Annotated in this window: 14 protein-coding genes; 9 read left to right on the top strand and 5 right to left on the bottom strand. The window is 46.3% G+C overall.

What is annotated here, in order from left to right; genetic code table 11:
* Nucleotides 1–21 precede the first annotated feature (21 nt).
* The 4 genes from fusA (at nucleotide 22) to ACXACM_RS00755 (ending at nucleotide 6,547) form a co-directional block, all read left to right on the top strand.
* Nucleotides 22–2,118 carry an elongation factor G gene (fusA, locus tag ACXACM_RS00770; RefSeq protein WP_474819136.1) on the top strand — a complete coding sequence of 699 codons (2,097 nt, stop codon included), beginning with the start codon at nucleotides 22–24 and terminating at the stop codon, nucleotides 2,116–2,118.
* A gap of 63 nt (nucleotides 2,119–2,181) precedes the next feature.
* Nucleotides 2,182–3,366 (top strand): elongation factor Tu, encoded by a 1,185-nt coding sequence (tuf, locus tag ACXACM_RS00765; protein WP_474819134.1) that lies wholly within the window; start codon nucleotides 2,182–2,184, stop codon nucleotides 3,364–3,366.
* A gap of 265 nt (nucleotides 3,367–3,631) precedes the next feature.
* Nucleotides 3,632–5,311, top strand: coding sequence for a carbon starvation CstA family protein (locus tag ACXACM_RS00760; protein ID WP_474819132.1), 1,680 nt, complete (start codon nucleotides 3,632–3,634; stop codon nucleotides 5,309–5,311).
* Nucleotides 5,312–5,473: 162 nt separating this feature from the next.
* Nucleotides 5,474–6,547, top strand: coding sequence for a CNNM domain-containing protein (locus tag ACXACM_RS00755; protein WP_474819131.1), 1,074 nt, complete (start codon nucleotides 5,474–5,476; stop codon nucleotides 6,545–6,547).
* Between the two features lie 16 nt (nucleotides 6,548–6,563).
* On the opposite strand, the gene pdsS is transcribed toward ACXACM_RS00755, so the two are convergent.
* Both pdsS and pdsR read right to left on the bottom strand, forming a co-directional pair.
* Nucleotides 6,564–8,744, bottom strand: coding sequence for a proteobacterial dedicated sortase system histidine kinase (gene pdsS, locus ACXACM_RS00750; protein ID WP_474819130.1), 2,181 nt, complete (start codon nucleotides 8,742–8,744; stop codon nucleotides 6,564–6,566).
* Between the two features lie 6 nt (nucleotides 8,745–8,750).
* Nucleotides 8,751–9,440, bottom strand: coding sequence for a proteobacterial dedicated sortase system response regulator (gene pdsR / locus ACXACM_RS00745; protein ID WP_474824177.1), 690 nt, complete (start codon nucleotides 9,438–9,440; stop codon nucleotides 8,751–8,753).
* A 266-nt stretch (nucleotides 9,441–9,706) separates the two neighbouring features.
* Here pdsR and pdsO point away from each other — a divergent pair, with 266 nt between their 5' ends.
* From pdsO to trmB, 4 genes are all read left to right on the top strand, one after another.
* On the top strand, nucleotides 9,707–10,435 hold the full coding sequence (gene pdsO, locus ACXACM_RS00740) for a sortase-associated OmpA-like protein PdsO (protein ID WP_474819128.1): 729 nt from the start codon (nucleotides 9,707–9,709) through the stop codon (nucleotides 10,433–10,435).
* A gap of 213 nt (nucleotides 10,436–10,648) precedes the next feature.
* Nucleotides 10,649–11,578, top strand: coding sequence for an ABC transporter ATP-binding protein (locus ACXACM_RS00735; protein WP_474819127.1), 930 nt, complete (start codon nucleotides 10,649–10,651; stop codon nucleotides 11,576–11,578).
* Between the two features lies 1 nt (nucleotide 11,579).
* A complete protein-coding gene (locus ACXACM_RS00730) occupies nucleotides 11,580–12,353 on the top strand; it encodes an ABC transporter permease (protein WP_474819126.1) in 774 nt (257 codons plus the stop codon).
* A 5-nt stretch (nucleotides 12,354–12,358) separates the two neighbouring features.
* Nucleotides 12,359–13,027 carry a tRNA (guanine(46)-N(7))-methyltransferase TrmB gene (gene trmB / locus ACXACM_RS00725; RefSeq protein WP_474819124.1) on the top strand — a complete coding sequence of 223 codons (669 nt, stop codon included), beginning with the start codon at nucleotides 12,359–12,361 and terminating at the stop codon, nucleotides 13,025–13,027.
* Between the two features lie 29 nt (nucleotides 13,028–13,056).
* On the opposite strand, the gene ACXACM_RS00720 is transcribed toward trmB, so the two are convergent.
* Entirely contained in the window at nucleotides 13,057–13,776 is a 720-nt protein-coding gene (locus ACXACM_RS00720) for an EAL domain-containing protein (protein ID WP_474819123.1), read from the bottom strand.
* Nucleotides 13,777–14,081: 305 nt separating this feature from the next.
* Between ACXACM_RS00720 and panP the strand changes: the two genes are divergently transcribed.
* A complete protein-coding gene (gene panP / locus ACXACM_RS00715; RefSeq protein WP_474819122.1) occupies nucleotides 14,082–15,707 on the top strand; it encodes a pyridoxal-dependent aspartate 1-decarboxylase PanP in 1,626 nt (541 codons plus the stop codon).
* A gap of 85 nt (nucleotides 15,708–15,792) precedes the next feature.
* Here panP and panC read toward each other — a convergent pair whose 3' ends face one another.
* Together panC and panB are read right to left on the bottom strand one after the other, a co-directional pair.
* A complete protein-coding gene (gene panC / locus ACXACM_RS00710) occupies nucleotides 15,793–16,650 on the bottom strand; it encodes a pantoate--beta-alanine ligase (RefSeq protein WP_474819121.1) in 858 nt (285 codons plus the stop codon).
* A gap of 3 nt (nucleotides 16,651–16,653) precedes the next feature.
* Complete coding sequence (gene panB, locus ACXACM_RS00705) at nucleotides 16,654–17,448, bottom strand: 3-methyl-2-oxobutanoate hydroxymethyltransferase (protein WP_474819119.1); 795 nt, start codon at nucleotides 17,446–17,448, stop codon at nucleotides 16,654–16,656.
* Nucleotides 17,449–17,452 lie beyond the last annotated feature (4 nt).

Raw genomic sequence — 17,452 nt, 5'->3', positions numbered from 1 at the left:
CGTATAAACTGAGAGAGATGTATGCCTCGTAAGACCCCAATTGAACGTTATCGTAATATTGGTATTGTCGCTCACGTAGACGCGGGTAAAACCACGACCACAGAGCGAGTCCTGTTTTACACAGGGCTATCCCATAAAATCGGTGAAGTACATGATGGTGCTGCCACTATGGACTGGATGGAGCAAGAGCAGGAGCGTGGTATCACCATTACTTCTGCTGCTACCACCTGTTTCTGGTCGGGTATGCAACAACAGTACGACCAACATCGTATCAATATCATCGATACGCCGGGACACGTAGACTTCACTATTGAAGTTGAACGGTCTTTGCGTGTGCTTGACGGTGCGGTAGTGGTGTTCTGTGGGTCTTCAGGTGTAGAGCCTCAATCAGAAACAGTCTGGCGTCAGGCTGATAAATATCGTGTACCACGCATGGTTTTCGTCAATAAGATGGACCGTGCGGGTGCCGATTTTGAACGGGTTATTGCACAAATCCGTAAGCGCTTAGGCGCAAACTGTGTACCGATTCAACTTAATATCGGCGCAGAAGAAGAATTCCGTGGCGTCATCGATTTAATCAAGATGAAAGCCATAAACTGGAATGCCGAAGATATGGGTATGACTTTTACCTATGAAGACATTCCAGCAGAACTCGTGGATAAAGCTGAAAAATACCGCACTGAAATGATAGAAGCGGCAGCTGAAGCGTCTGAAGAGCTCATGGAAAAGTACCTGGAAGGTGAAGACCTGTCCGAAGAGGAAATCCGTGATGCGTTGCGTACCCGTGTTCTGAACAATGAAATCGTACTTGCTGCTTGTGGTAGTGCCTTTAAGAATAAAGGTGTCCAAGCAGTGTTAGATGCGGTTATCGAATATCTGCCTTCTCCAGTGGACGTACCGGCCATTGAAGGCATATTGGAAGATGAATCAGAAGGTGAGAGACACGCCGATGACAATGAGCCATTCTCTGCCCTGGCTTTTAAAATTGCTACTGACCCATTCGTGGGTACGCTAACGTTCTTCCGATGCTACTCTGGTGTGGTTAACACGGGTGACACTGTGTTTAACCCGGTAAAAGGCAAACGCGAGCGCTTTGGACGTATTGTACAAATGCACGCCAAAGACCGTGAAGAATTGAAAGAAGTCCGTGCAGGTGACATTGCAGCTGCAATCGGATTAAAAGACGTGACAACGGGTGACACCTTGTGCGATCCCAATCATGTTATTACACTTGAAAGAATGGAATTCCCGGATCCGGTAATTTCCATCGCGGTAGAACCTAAATCCCAGGCGGACCAGGAAAAAATGGGTTTGGCATTGGGTAAACTTGCCGCAGAAGATCCGTCTTTCAAAGTGCATACTGATGACGAAACTGGCCAAACAATTATCTCAGGTATGGGAGAGTTGCATCTTGATATAATCGTTGACCGTATGAAACGCGAATTTAAGGTTGAATGTAATGTTGGTAAGCCTCAGGTTGCTTATCGTGAAACCATTCGCAAAACGGTTGAAGCAGAAGGCAAGTTTGTCAGACAATCAGGCGGTCGCGGTCAGTTTGGCCATGTCTGGTTGAAGATCGAACCGCAGGAAGAAGGTGCAGGCTACGAGTTCGTAAATGAAATCGTTGGCGGTGTAGTACCTAAAGAGTTTATTCCAGCGGTGGACAAAGGAATTCAGGAACAGCTGCAAAATGGTGTGCTTGCAGGGTATCCGGTACTAGATGTCAAGGTTACGCTGTTTGATGGTTCATACCATGATGTTGACTCTTCTGAAATGGCGTTTAAAATCGCCGGTTCTATGGGTTTCAAGAAAGGGTGCGCTGAGGCAAATCCGGTATTGCTCGAACCCACTATGAAAGTTGAAGTGACAACTCCGGAAGATTGGATGGGTGATGTTGTTGGTGACCTCAACCGTCGTCGCGGCATGATCGAAGGTATGGAAGACGGTGTAGCGGGCGTAAAACTAGTACGCGCGAAGGTACCACTTTCAGAAATGTTTGGGTATGCCACAGATCTGCGTTCACAAACGCAGGGTCGCGCGTCATACTCTATGGAGTTCTTCAATTATTCTGAAGCGCCTAGCAATGTTGCTAAAGCAATTATCGAATCTAGAAATTAAATCTTAATGAAGGTTCGGTCCGGTCTGTATTGGGTCGGACTTTTAACTTAGGAAACGAGAAAAATGGCAAAAGAAAAGTTTGAACGTACGAAACCCCACGTAAACGTGGGTACTATCGGCCACGTTGACCACGGTAAAACTACGCTGACTGCAGCAATCACTACAGTTCTTTCAAAGACTTACGGTGGTTCTGCTCAGGCTTTCGATCAAATCGATAACGCACCTGAAGAAAAAGCGCGTGGTATCACCATTTCTACTTCACACGTAGAATATGACACGCCTACTCGCCACTACGCACACGTAGACTGCCCAGGACACGCTGATTACGTTAAAAACATGATCACCGGTGCTGCTCAGATGGACGGTGGTATCCTGGTAGTGGCAGCAACTGATGGCCCTATGCCACAGACTCGTGAGCACATCCTACTTGGTCGTCAGGTTGGTATTCCTTACATCATCGTATTCATGAACAAATGTGACATGGTTGATGATGAAGAGCTGCTTGAGCTGGTAGAAATGGAAGTTCGTGAACTTCTGACTGAATATGAATTCCCAGGTGACGACCTGCCAGTAATTCAGGGTTCTGCTCTGAAAGCACTGGAAGGTGACGCAGAGTGGGAAAAGAAAATCATCGAGTTGGGTGAAGCATTAGACAGCTACATCCCAGAGCCAGAGCGTGCAATCGATAAGCCTTTCATCCTGCCAATCGAAGACGTATTCTCAATCTCAGGCCGTGGTACTGTTGTAACTGGTCGTGTTGAGCAAGGTATCATCAAGGTCGGTGAAGAAGTAGAAATCGTAGGTATCAAAGATACTACCAAGACTACTTGTACTGGTGTTGAAATGTTCCGTAAGCTTCTTGACGAAGGCCGTGCAGGTGAGAACGTTGGTGTTCTTCTGCGTGGTACTAAGCGTGACGAAGTTGAGCGTGGTCAAGTACTGGCTAAGCCTGGTTCAATCACTCCTCACACTAAGTTTGAAGCAGAAGTATACGTACTGAGCAAAGACGAAGGTGGCCGTCACACGCCATTCTTTAAAGGCTATCGTCCTCAGTTCTACTTCCGTACAACTGACGTAACAGGTGCTGTACAGCTTCCTGAAGGCGTAGAAATGGTAATGCCTGGTGACAACCTGAAATTCGAAGTTGACCTGATCGCTCCTATCGCGATGGAAGAAGGTCTGCGCTTCGCAATCCGTGAAGGTGGTCGTACAGTAGGTGCTGGTGTTGTTGCTAAAATCATCGAGTAATCGTTGATAGCATCACGCTAGTCCAAAAAAAGGTCGCGCAAGCGGCCTTTTTTGTTTTTTTACTAATGCAGATTTGAGTATGCTGAGCTTTGCGGTAAGTTTTAACTTCACAAACCCTATCTCAAAGCTAAACACGTTTAATTTTCAACATGAGACGAAATGCAAAAGTCTTGTGGTGGGCCCATTGGCTTATTGCGTGTAATTGAATACTATTAACAGAATATAAACAATTACCACCGAAAAAAATGTTTTTTAAGGGGTCACTATGCAATCAGTTATGATTGTCGTTCTCGGTATCATCGGCATGATGCTTGGTTGGTTTGTTTACTCAAAATTTATCGCAACAAAGATTTTCAGGCTAGACGAGAAGTTCGTCACGCCAGCCCATGAACTTGCTGACGGTGTAGATTACGTGCCGACAAACAAAGTGGTATTGTGGGGTCATCACTTTACTTCTGTAGCCGGTGCTGCGCCTATTGTCGGCCCTGCTATTGCAGTTTATTGGGGGTGGGTTCCTGCTGTACTTTGGGTTGTGTTTGGTACCATATTCTTTGCCGGTGTACACGATATGGGCGCACTCTGGGCCAGTAACCGGCATAAAGGTAAATCCATGGGAGCGCTTTCGGAAGGTGTTATTGGGAAACGATCCAGGGCGCTTTTCATGGTGGTGATCTTTCTGGTTTTGCTTATGGTGAACGCGGTATTCGGCGTAGTCATAGCCAAATCCTTTGTCAGTCAGCCAAATGCCGTTTTTCCCGCATGGACGGCAATCGTGGTTGCCCTTGTCATCGGCCAACTATTGAAACGAAACTTTAGCCTTATCCCCATGTGTATTATCGGTATTATTGTTCTTTACGCTTCTGTATATGCTGGCAGCTATATACCGATATCACTTCCGGAAAACCTGTTTGGATTAACGGCTAATGCTAATTGGATAATCATTCTCTTTATCTACGCTGCAATCGCTTCTTTGTTACCCGTTTGGATGCTTTTGCAGCCCCGTGATTTCATTAATGGTATGCAATTGTTAGTGGGGTTACTTTTGCTTTACGGCGCTGTATTTATGTCTATGCCAGATATCACAGCCCCGGCGTTTAATACCCAAACGGCAATGGATACACCCAGTATTATTCCCCTTTTATTTGTCACTATTGCCTGTGGTGCTGTATCGGGTTTTCACGGTATCGTCGCATCCGGAACCAGTTCGAAGCAGTTGAATAAAGAAACGGATGCTCGTTTCGTGGGTTACCTTGGCGCCGTCGGCGAAGGAAGTCTGGCGCTAATTACGATTGTTGCGGTGAGTGGCGTGGCGCTAGCAGCATCACCTGAAGAATGGCACGAAGTATACAGCCATTTAGGCGACGGTAGTGTGAGTGCATTCATCACCGGTGGGGCAAACCTGATTCAGCGTGGGTGGGGTTTGCCCGTTGACTTTTCGTCTACCATTCTTGCGGTTATGGTCGTGTTGTTCGCAGGTACAACCATGGATTCCGGAGTAAGGCTACAGCGGTATATCATTCAGGAGTGGGGGGAAATTTATAACCTTCACTTCCTCAAGAATGGTATTGTCGCCACGTTGGTTGCGGTGACAACATGTTTATTGCTGGCCTTTGGCGCGGGCGGCTCATCGGGTTCGGGGGGCATGATCATATGGCCCTTATTCGGTTCCACGAACCAAATCCTGGCGTCACTGACATTATTAGTGATTTCAGTCATGCTGATTAAAATGAATCGTCCCGCAATATATACCTTGGTGCCGATGACATTCGTATTAGTGATGGCGTTTTTTGCTGGTGTTATTAAGCTTCAGGAATACTGGATAGAGCAGAACTACTTACTGGTATTTCTAGATGCAGTCGTACTGGTGGTAAGTGTCATGGTAATGCTCGAAGCCTGGTCAGTCATTGCTAAGTTTAGAAAAGAAAAAGCCCAAACTCATAGTTAAGGTTTGTAGCTAGCAAAATGTTTCTCAATAGGCCGTCTTTTAAAGACGGCTTTTTTCTTTCGTGTTGTTATTAACTTAGCCTGAATGAACTCATATAAGTAAAACAGAGCGGGTAAAGGTGTGATAAGGTGCTAGCGTTAAAATAGCAACCAATCGGAACACATGTTTTTACTAATTGTATACGTGCTAATTGCGCTGGGATTTTCATTTCTTTGCTCCATTGCTGAAGCGGTGATCCTGAGTATATCGTCAGCTTATATTTCGGTGCTTGAAAAAGAGCAAAAACCAACAGGTTCCTTATTGCGTCAACTTACCGATGATATCAATAAACCACTTTCTGCGATTCTTACGCTTAATACCATTGCTCACACAATGGGCGCTGCCGGTGCAGGGGCACAAGCCGCAGTAGTCTTCGGCGACGCTTATCTCGGTGTGATCAGTGCTATTCTCACACTATTAATTCTGGTTTTTTCTGAAATCATTCCCAAAACACTTGGCGCAACCTATTGGCGACTTTTGGCTGCTCCCACGGCCTGGTTTCTAAAATACTTAACCTTGATCCTCGCTCCTTTTGTTTGGTTCTCGGAAAAGCTCACGAAAGGGTTTAAGGAAGACAGTCCCTTGCGAGGACTAAGCCGGGACGAACTTCAGGCCATGGCAGAACTGTCTGGTCAGGAGGGACAATTAGCCGAGAAAGAAACGGCCTTTGTACAGAATATGTTGAATATGCACCATGTCAGTGTAAAAGATGCCATGACCCATCGCACTTCCATGTTCTCTCTGTCTGAAAATATGACCGTTGAAGCGTTTTTTCACAAGCACTCACATATGGAATACTCTCGCATTCCAGTATATAGCGACGACGATAACGAGAACATTCATGGGTTTGTGATGCGTTCAGATTTGCTGTTAGCTTATGCTAGGGGCAATACAGATAAGCAACTGAAAGATTACCATCGCGATATGATCACAGTTCTAAGTAGCATGCCCCTCTCTAACGTGGTGGACTTGTTCATAGAAAAACGCATTCATATTTTTATGGTTGTGGATGAGTACGGCGGGCTGGAAGGCATTGTGACATTGGAAGATGTCTTGGAGCATTTGCTGGGTATCGAAATTGTAGACGAGAAAGACAATACCGTTAGCATTCGCCGCTATGCACAAAATATGGCTCGCCGTAGAGCAGCGATGCTGATGAAAAACGTTCCCGACGATACGCTGCCGGAAAAAGACTAAACGCGGGTACCCTTATTTATGCATTTGAGGGGATCTGCACGATAACGCATACGCCTGTGTTATCCGGGAGATTTGAAAGTTGAATATTGCCTTTGTGATAATTGGCGATCATATTAGCGATAAACAAACCCAATCCAAGGTGAGGGTGGGCAGACGTTTTATGTCTGTCTTCATCCGGCCGAACCGATACCATCGACTGTAATAACTGGTCCTTCATTCCCTCAGGTAGCGCCGGGCCAGGGTTAGTCACAGACAGTTTCATCAATTTGCTTTCCCGCCAAGCATGAACTGTGATGGTGTCACTAATATGACTAAATTCAACAGCATTGGCGATAATCTTATCCAGCATTTGGGCGAATAAATCCGGAGAACCCTTAACAAGGGCCTCTTCTAATGAAAGCGTGAGTTTAAAGTTCCTGTCGGTAAATACATGTGCATAGCCATCGATACAGCCTGCGAGTACCTTTTTTGCATCGAAGGTTTCAGGGTCTTCCTGGGCAATAGCGTGTTCCAGTCGGGTGGCTTCGCTCATACTGTTTAAAATAGTGCTCAACCGCGTGATTCCGCTTTGTGCCCGCTCTATCAATAAGCCTTGTTGCGTGGGATCTTTTATTTCACCAATGGTGTCCAACGACGAGCGCACCACGGCAATTGGAGTTCGTAGTTCGTGGGAAAGGCGAGACGCCATATTCTCCAAGTAGGAATTGTATTGCTGTAATCGCGACAGAACATTGGAAAAGGCGTGATGTAGATCGTCAATTTCATCTACCTGACGGGTGTGAGGCAAGCTGCCGACTATTTTGCCGTTATCGTCAATCACAGCTTCGGTGTCGTCCCTAAGCTTGCGCACTCTGCTGGATATTCGGTTGGCAAAAAGAAATAAGCTTAGGGTGCCTAAAAGCATTACAGCCAGGATCACGTGGAATAATTGCTCAAGGGCTCTGTTTCTTAATGTGCGAATACCGTTTGTGGTTTGCTCAACGACCACGGCGCCCATGACATTGTCGCCAATAAATATGGGGTAAGCTGCAGACAGAATTACAGCTTTATTGTCTGATGTGAGTCGCCACAAAGAGTCCGCCTCTCCGCTCAAGGCTGAGGTAATGTCTTTGCCGGCGAGGGCGTAGGCGTCTTTTAGCTCATCAACAAATTCTGCTGGCGGTTTGGTAAGAATATGGTAATACAGAGGCAGTAAAAGTTTACTTTCTATCGTGTTCCACCAGGAATACTCAGAAGAAGGTTGGCGTCTCACTTTAAAGCCCGTTGCCGTTCGAATGTCACCGGCTTTAGCGAGCACTCGCTTATGATTGTCTACCACCCACACTCGTGAATCGGCGTATTTCAAGCCCGACAGTATTTGTTCTATTTCAGGGGAGGGCGTTAGGACAGTGCCCAGTGCATCAGCTTGATTAGTGTCTGCAGTACCTACTGCATATTTTTTTGCCCTTGTAACAGGGTTATCTATGTCTACCAGCGCGAAGGCGAGGGAGCCCGTCGTCATAGACAATGGAAAGCGTAACTCAATGTTATAACCGTTGTCTTTTTTTTGCCAACGCCCCTGAATATGCAAGGCATTATCCATTGCCCGATAACTGTCAATGTTGCCGTCGAGGTGGTAAGCATTTACCCAGCCAGGTTGGTAAGGCGCAATAATAAAACGCTCTAAGGTGCCTGATTCATCCAGCACACTTACCAAAAGGTGATCACTTTGGTCCACCGCAAGAGAGTTTGGGGCACGCCAGACTACAGTATCATCATCTACATCAAACATGGCATACAGGTATTTGTCATAGCGTCCTACCATGTGTCGGAATGAGAGGCTGACATCATTAAAGTAAGTGGGAGGGTTTCCATACCAATTAACCACTTGCTCGCTACTGTAGGTCTGGCTCAGATTTGCCACAGGCTGCCAGTCGTTGAACTTGCCATCCAGCTGAATGGGCGTGGGAATGGGCGGCGCATAGAGATCGGTACCTGGCCTAACGTTTTTCAAATACGCAGAACGGCTGTCAAACAATGCCTGCCTCTCGTGAAGAGCCGTCGCTACCGAGCGTGCAGTGCCTATCATTGTTTGTTCCTGTCCGGTGCGCAGGTACTGTTCCAACTCCCAAACATAGCGGTAACCCAGCCATGGAATGGTAAATAGAAACAGTGAGAGTACCAGCAGTTGTAAGCGAATAGAGAAACGAAGTTTCAACAGAATTTACCCTTGCCAGCGATAGCCCATACCATACACGGTATCGATATGGTCGAAGGTGGTATCCAATTGGATAAATTTTTTCCGCATACGTTTTATGTGTGAGGTAATAGTGGTGTCATCCACCACCATACGAGATTCATCCATGAGTTGTTGGCGACTTTTCACATGCCCGGGATGTTTAATTAATGCGTGAAGCATCCAGAACTCGGTGACGGTAAGCGCCACGGGTTCGCTTTTCCAGCTTACCGTCATGCGACTGACATCAACCAGTAAATGCCCCAACTGGATTTGTTCACTCTGTTGCTTGGGCGAAGAAAGTAAATCTGTTCTTCTGAATAAGGCTGCGATGCGCGCCAACAAATGTGCCATGCTGATGTCTTTCGTCAGATAATCGTCGGCACCCATTCGCAATCCGCTGATGGTGTCGACGTCATTATCTCTGGCTGTGAAAAAGATGATCGGCAAAGTTTGTGACAGTTGACGAAGCTGCTGGCAAAGCATAAAACCGCCTTCCATTTCTTCTTTTAAACCGATGTCGATGACCGCTAAGTCCGGCAAGGTGTGCGCAAATGCCGTAGAAGCAGAAGGCCGGTCGGCGTACGCGTTTACCTGATAGCCTTGAGCCTGAAGTGCGGCAATATAGTTTTCTCTGATAGCTGGGTCGTCTTCAACTAGGGCAATTGTTCTGGGCATAGGGTTCACAACTTTGATTAATCGTTCTGGTACTTGCAAGACTATACACCAGGTAAAGCTAACATTTCCTGATTCAGACAAAATTCCCCGATAACGCCACTTTTTGGCCATATTTGCCTCATTTATACAGGCTGTCAGCGCGTAAACGTCTTTTTAGGTTTGGATTGCCACTATTTCTCACCACCTTTCCCCATTTCATGTGCCCGACAGACAGAATCTTCGAGTGTAATGAAATCCTCAACAACGCACAGTCAAAGGTAAATAGTATGAAGAAAACAAACCAGCTCTCTCTCGCGCTAATCATTACTCTGGTTATGTCCGGGACAGCTTCTGCAAAAAATTATCAAGCCGAAAAAGACAAAAATGTGGCCATCGGCATGGGCTCTGGTGTGGTTATTGGCGCTTTGGTAGCCGGCCCAATTGGCGCGGGTGTAGCCGGGATTTTCGGCGCTATTGTTGGCGATCACAAAGCAACCTCAGATGAGCTTAAAGACAAACAACGAGAATTGTTAGCTGTAGAGCAGGCGCTGAGCACAACACAGCAACAATTGTTTGCTACTCGTGATGAAATGCGTGCTCTGAAAGATAACGTCACGGTAACGCCGGTTTCCCTTACGGCATATCCGGAGAAACAGGTAATGGCCATGGAAAGTCACGTGCAATTTAAGACGGGCTCTGATGAGGTGCAAGCCGATTATGATGCCCAGCTTAACTTACTGGCAAAAGCACTAAAGCAACATCGTGACCTAACCGTCCGTCTTATCGGCCATGCTGACAACCGGGGAGAGGATGACTTTAATCAGGTCTTATCGGAACAGCGTGCGGAAGCTGTGAAAGTGGCGCTGCTTAGCCGCGGTGTGAAATCTGTTCAGGTTGAAACCGTGGCAATGGGTGAATCGCTAAGCATACGTAGTGATATGGAGAATGCATTTTTCGATCGTAAAGTCGTTGTTCAGGTTATGCCCGGTGCCGCCGCTGTGGCAGCAAAAAGATAGCGTCCAACTTTAGAATTACCCTCCCCAACGTTTCGCGCCCGCAATGGGCGCTTTTTTTATGGTAAACTTAATGGTCTTCGCAGCACTTTCGGTATGGTTAATCTGCCATGCCGAAAAACGCGTAATCCCAAACTATTCATCTTGACCTCATAAATAACACGTATTTACGTGGGATGTGTTATGAGAGGCATAACGAAATTGAGCAGGAAAAACATGAAAGCGCTGGATATAGCGGGTTTGAAAAAATTGTACAAAGGTGGTGTGCAGGCCTTACGTGGTGTTGATTTAACTGTAGAAGAAGGCGATTTTTTTGCCTTGCTTGGCGCAAACGGTGCCGGCAAATCAACCACCATCGGCATTATCAGCTCGTTAGTGAATGCCACCGAAGGAAGTGTTCGGGTATTTGAATACGATTTACAAACTGAAAAGGAAAAAGCCAAAGCTTGCATAGGTTTAGTACCACAAGAATTCAATTTTAATCAGTTTGAAACGGTACTGCAGATTGTTCTTAATCAGGCTGGCTACTACGGCGTACCGCGATCTGTCGCTAAAGAAAGGGCAGAGAAATATCTCAAGCAATTGGACTTGTGGGGAAAAAAGGATATGGCAGCGCGCACGCTATCCGGCGGTATGAAACGCCGGTTAATGATTGCCAGAGCCTTGATGCACGAGCCTCGCCTGCTGATCCTCGACGAGCCGACCGCAGGCGTCGACATCGAAATTCGCCGTTCAATGTGGGATTTCTTAAAAACCATTAATCAACAGGGCATTACTATTATTCTTACCACGCATTATTTGGAAGAAGCTGAAATGTTATGCCGAAATATTGCCATTATCGACAAAGGCAGTATCGTGGAAAATACCAGTATGAAAGCGTTGCTGGCTAAATTAAATATAGAAACGTTCATTCTTGATTTGGGTGAGCACAGTACTTCCCCAGCTATTGAAGGCTTTACGTCCAGGTTGATAGATGCTCACACACTTGAGGTAGATGTGGAAAAAACAGCAGGCCTGAACCCGGTGTTCTCCCAACTTACTGAGCAGGGTGTGCCTGTTTTGAGCATGCGTAATAAATCAAACCGCCTCGAAGAGTTGTTTGTAACATTAGTCGAGCAGGGTAGAAAAACAGCGGGAGACGCCTGATATGCACGAGCAAAATAATCTGATTGCACTAAGTACTATATGGATAAAAGAATGCACCCGGTTTTTACGCATCTGGGTACAAACTCTGGTGCCACCCGCTATCACAATGACGCTTTATTTTGTGATTTTCGGTAGCCTCATCGGTGAACGCATAGGCCAAATGGGAGGTTTTACCTATATGGAGTTCATCGTCCCTGGTCTTATCATGATGTCTGTAATAACAAACTCTTATGCCAACGTATCTTCGTCGTTTTTCAGTGCGAAATTTCAGCGAAATATTGAAGAGTTACTTGTTGCACCGGTTCCTACCTGGGTAATTATCTTTGGCTATGTCGGTGGTGGTGTTGCCAGAGCTATTCTCATCGGAATTATTGTGACGTCGGTGTCTATGTTCTTTGTTGACGTTCAAATTCACAATTTTGCTGCCATCGTCATTACCTTGTTACTTACCTCCACCCTGTTTGCCACCGCAGGGTTAGTAAACGCCGTTTTCGCTCGTACCTTCGATGATATTAGTATGGTACCTACTTTTGTACTCACACCTCTTACCTATTTGGGAGGCGTGTTTTACTCATTGTCGTTGCTACCGGAATTTTGGCAAATTGTCAGTAAAGCCAACCCCATTGTGTATATGGTGAACGGTTTTCGGTATGGTTTTCTTGGCGTTTCAGATGTGAACGTTTCACTATCTATCGGCATTTTGGTTGTGTTCAACGTGGCGCTATATGCCATAGCCCATCATTTACTCACCAAAGGGCGCGGTATTCGGAGTTAAGTGCGGTGTCAGGTAATTCAAGGGAAGTTATCAGCAATCAGCAGGGTATTCACGACAAGTTGGATGACTTGGTTGAACGCTATAAAAATACGGATAACAAGCGCCCGATTAGTGATCATACCCAGGCCGCCTTCGACAATGTGTTAACGTGGCTTGGACACTGGCAGGGCGATGTTATCCTCGATTCGTGTTGTGGCGTTGGGGAAAGTACAGCAAATATCGCCCGACAATACCCTGATTGCAAAGTCATTGGTTTGGATAAATCAGCGCTACGCGTTAACAAGCACGAGCATTATGAATCCGGAGATGATAACTATGCTGTGTTTCGAGCGGACGTGAATGATTTCTGGAGACTGGCGCAAACTCAATCCTGGTCTGTAAGAAAGCACTTTTTACTTTATCCCAACCCTTATCCCAAAAGTAGCCAAATTCAAAAGCGTTGGTATGCCAGTGCGGCTATGGTAGATCTGATGGCTTTGTGTCCTCACATCGAAGTACGTAGTAATTGGTTGCTCTATTTGATGGAATTTAATCGGGCAGCCAGCCACTATGGATTAAAAGGTGATGTGCAGGAATTGGTAGGCCGTGATCCAATGACACCTTTTGAGCGAAAGTACCTTGCGAGCGGGCAGCCGTGTTGGCAACTTATTACCCATTCCGAGGAAGCAGAGTAGAGAGATTGTAAGCACTTGCTAACCTGTTGTTAGTGATTTTTGGGTGACGGTGCGGGTTCACTGAATACATAGCCCTGGGCATATTGAATGGGCAGGTTTCGTAGGCGTTCCAGCGTATCGACATCTTCAATGTGTTCAGCCACAATACTAATGTGCTTTTCATAAGCTATTTCACATACGCTCAGGATAAAGTCCTCCACTTCAGCGTGGGTCTCCAACCTCCTCAGCAAACCACCATCGAGCTTTATACCTCGAATAGGCAAGTTAAGCAGTTTTTTTATGTTCCCAGAATGCTTTCCGAGATTATCGATGAACACGCCCATGCCACTGTGAATGGATTTGTCGATAAAGCGTTGTAAATCTTTGTGGTGATTCAGAGCTGCGTCAGCGCTAATTTCAACACTAACTCTTGATGGGTTAGGGTAGTTGGCCAGTTGGGTTATCAGTGAATTAACGAGATTATCGTTTTGCAGGTCTTCAGCGTTCAGGTTGAAGTTCCACGGTACGTTACTCTCGGCAAAATAAACAGCACTTTTACAGAACATGGTTTCAGCTAATTGCTGTATGTGATTGTTTCGTTCTATGAGATAAAGAAAATCACAGGGAAGAAACACCTTTTGCTCAGGTGTAATAAGTCGAGCCAGGCATTCATAACGCCAAACTGTCTCAGCGTGTATGTCGACGATGGGCTGGAAATAAGGCACAATGCTTTCCAGTGCGTAGCTTTCAGTTATTTCCCGTATTGGCATTTCACTCGCCTTTTGCTGTTCCTGTTCTATCACTATAGCAGAGGATGACAGAATACCAATTCTCTACTGGTAACTGGTTTTTAATATTAAGATAGTCTTCTTTTTGCCGAAAGTTAGCCGTTTTTCATTACTGTTTCTGTGCAGTTCTACTTGGCTGTATTACAATTCTGCGGTAAAGTTCGGCACTTTGTATGATGCGTGCTAAGTTTTCAAAGTAACTGACGAAACGGTCAGTGTGCAGATGGAGTTGTACTTTTGCCCGGGGCGAAGCGCGGTAAGCTCCAATTTTTTAAGAGGTGTGTTGAGTGGGTGAAGCTCAAGTTAGTCTGGAACATTTGTTTCGGGTTTTTACCAAACCGGAACACAAAGACTCAAAACTCGCACAAATCGAACAGCATTTGTCCGACAACATTCTTGATTTTCTTTCGCAACACGTCGTTACTAAGAAAACGTCGCTAGAGGAAATAGAGCAAGATTTTTCTGATGCGTTGGTGCCTGAATCCCCAGAGTTTGTCTCTACACACGCAGAATCTCTGCTGGATAAGCTTGTAGCCCATTCAGTGAATACCTATTCGCCCACGTTCATTGGGCATATGACTTCTGCACTGCCATATTTCCATTTGCCTTTGGCTAAGTTACTGGTTGGCCTGAACCAAAATTTGGTCAAGATTGAGACCTCTAAAGCGTTTACTCCTCTGGAGCGTCAGGTGCTTGGCATGATGCACAATCTCGTGTATGGCCAGGACGAAAACTGGTACCAGCAATATCTGCATAGCGCCAGGCATGCACTTGGTGCATTTTGTTCTGGTGGCACGGTGGCTAACATCACTGCACTATGGGTTGCCAGAAATAAGTTGCTCGGCCCTAAAAAAGGTTTTGCCGGTGTTGCCAAAGCCGGGTTGGCTGCAGCCTACCGCCATTACGGTATTAACAATATGGGGGTTATGTGCTCTAAGCGAGGTCACTATTCCCTGTCTAAAGCTGTTGATGTGCTTGGTATTGGCAGAGACAACCTAATCACCCTGCCGTGCCCAAGACAAACCCTGTCTCCAGAATTGGCATTGGCGGAAGGTAAGCGCTATCAGGAAGAAGGTAACCAATTATTGGCACTGGTGGGCGTGGGCGGAACCACTGAAACCGGCCACGTTGACCCCCTGGATGAATTAGCTGATGTGGCCAGGGAGCTGGGTTGTTGGTTCCACGTTGATGCTGCTTGGGGCGGTGCCACTTTGTTTTCAAAAACTCATCGCGCACACTTAAAAGGCATCGAGCGGGCAGATTCTGTGACCATAGATGCGCATAAGCAAATGTATGTCCCCATGGGGGCGGGTATGGCGTTGTTTAAAAACCCCCAGGACGCCAATACGGTGCGTCACCACGCTCAGTATATATTGAGGCAGGGGTCAAAGGATCTCGGCGCAACAACGCTTGAAGGCTCGAGAAACGGCATGGCGATGATGGTATATGCATCATTACACATTTTTGGTCGTCGTGGTTACGAGCTGTTAATCGATCAGAGCATCAGTAAGGCCAAGGCTTTCGCCAGTATGATTGATGCCCACCCCGATTTTGAGCTGATCACGGCACCTACACTGTCATTGCTGACTTACAGAGTATGTCCGGAAGTTGTCCGTAACAGGTTAAAAACGGCTGATTTAGAAACCAGAGCAAAATTAAACGCTAAAGTAGATGGCCTTGTGGTGAATGTGCAGAAATTGCAACGGGAAGCCGGTAAATCTTTTGTCTCCCGAACCAGGTTGGAAAGCCCAGATTACGACGGTCAAACGATTACCGTTTTCAGGGTGGTGCTGGCAAATCCGCTAACTACGCAGGAAGACTTAGCAAATATACTCGCTGAACAGTCGCGTATCGCCCATGACAGGCACGCCTGGAAAGAATTGGTTAAAAGTGAAGACTCACTAACTGTATAGGTTACTTAGAAAAACTGTATAGGTTACTTAGAAAAGAAGAAGCCGCGTCAATCAAACGCGGCTTTTTTACGTCTTGAAAACTGACTTACTCGTCTGCCACGTCGAAATACAGGTTATCTATCAAGCGCGTACTGCCTAAATAGGCGGCGACTAAAATAACAAGCTGTGATGTATTAACTGAAGCCGGTGTTAAATCGGCGGCATTTTTAATAACCAGATAATCAGTTTTAAAGCCCGCCTTGTCAATTTGTGCAGCAAATCGGGTTTCCAAAGAAGCGAAATTCCGCTCGCCATCCATAATTGCCTGACGCATCGCCTTCAACGTCTGATACAGCATGGGAGCAATGTTGTGTTCGGCCTGGGATAAATAGCCATTTCTCGAACTCATGGCGAGACCGCTGGATTCACGCTCTGTGGGAATACCTACAATATTTAAATCCATCGACAAGTCTTTCGCCATTAGCTTGATTACCTGCAATTGCTGATAATCTTTCTCGCCAAAGAAGGCAACATCAGGCGATACCATATTAAACAGCTTACACACAATGGTTGCTACGCCGCGAAAGTGGCCAGGTCTGCTTGCGCCGCACAATATTGCTGAAATATCGGGCACTTCAACGAAGGTTTGCTGGGCGATGCCTCTTGGATACATTTCATCAACTGATGGGAGAAACAGTGCATCAACTGCCAGCTCGCGGAGTTTCTCCATATCGGCTTCCAGAGTACGTGGGTAGCTGTCTAAATCTTCATTTGCTCCAAACTGCATAGGATTGACAAAGATAGACACAACGACAATGTCGCAGCGAGCTTTGGCAGCTCTGACCAACTGAAGGTGACCATTGTGCAAATTGCCCATTGTGGGTACAAACCCGACGGTTCTCTGATTTATAAAGCTCTCTTTGCGTAATTCACGCAATTCGTCGACAGTGGTGATTTTTTTCATCGGTTACTCAAAACTGTGTTCCGGACCTGGAAACGTCCCGTTTCTAACATCATCAATGTATTTTTTCACTGCACTTCGCATATCGCCTGTATCGCTTAGGAAGTTTTTCGAAAACTTAGGCATGTAATTGGCACTAATTCCAAACATATCATGCATCACCAGAATCTGACCGTCAGTTTCCGGGCCAGCACCAATACCGATAACAGGAATGCTAAGAGCCCTGGAAACAGCCTTTCCAAGCGAAGTGGGTACACACTCTAGTACGAGCATTTGTGCGCCTGCACGCTCCAGAGCTACTGCATCTTCGATGAGTTTGGTGGCCTTCTCATTGTCTCTGCCCTGAACTTTAAAGCCACCAAACACATGCACTGATTGTGGTGTTAATCCCAGGTGTCCGCAAACAGGCACGCCTCGCTCAACAAGGGCTGCAATGGTGTCACATAACCATGCGCCACCTTCCATTTTAACCATACTGGCACCGGCCGCCATGAGGGTTGCTGCATTGGTAAAAGTTTGTTCGGGCGTAGCGTAAGACATAAAAGGCATATCAGCGAGGACAAATGCCTGCTGAGTACCTTTTCGTACAGCTCGGGTGTGGTAGGCCACATCGGAAACAGTGACAGGTAAGGTGTCATCTTCGCCCTGCAACACCATACCCAGAGAATCACCAATCAGCAGTACATCAATGTGCTGCTCATCGAACATTTTCGCAAAACTTGCGTCATAGGCGGTAAGCGCAGTAATTTTAGTGCCTTCAGCCTTTTGGGCTATCAGACGTGAAATGGTGATTTTTTTCATAGAA

The organism is Alteromonas sp. AWQ4_252 (assembly GCF_056158205.1).
Note: the sequence above shows the minus strand (reverse complement) of the source record. Positions and strands in the feature narration are given on the sequence as shown.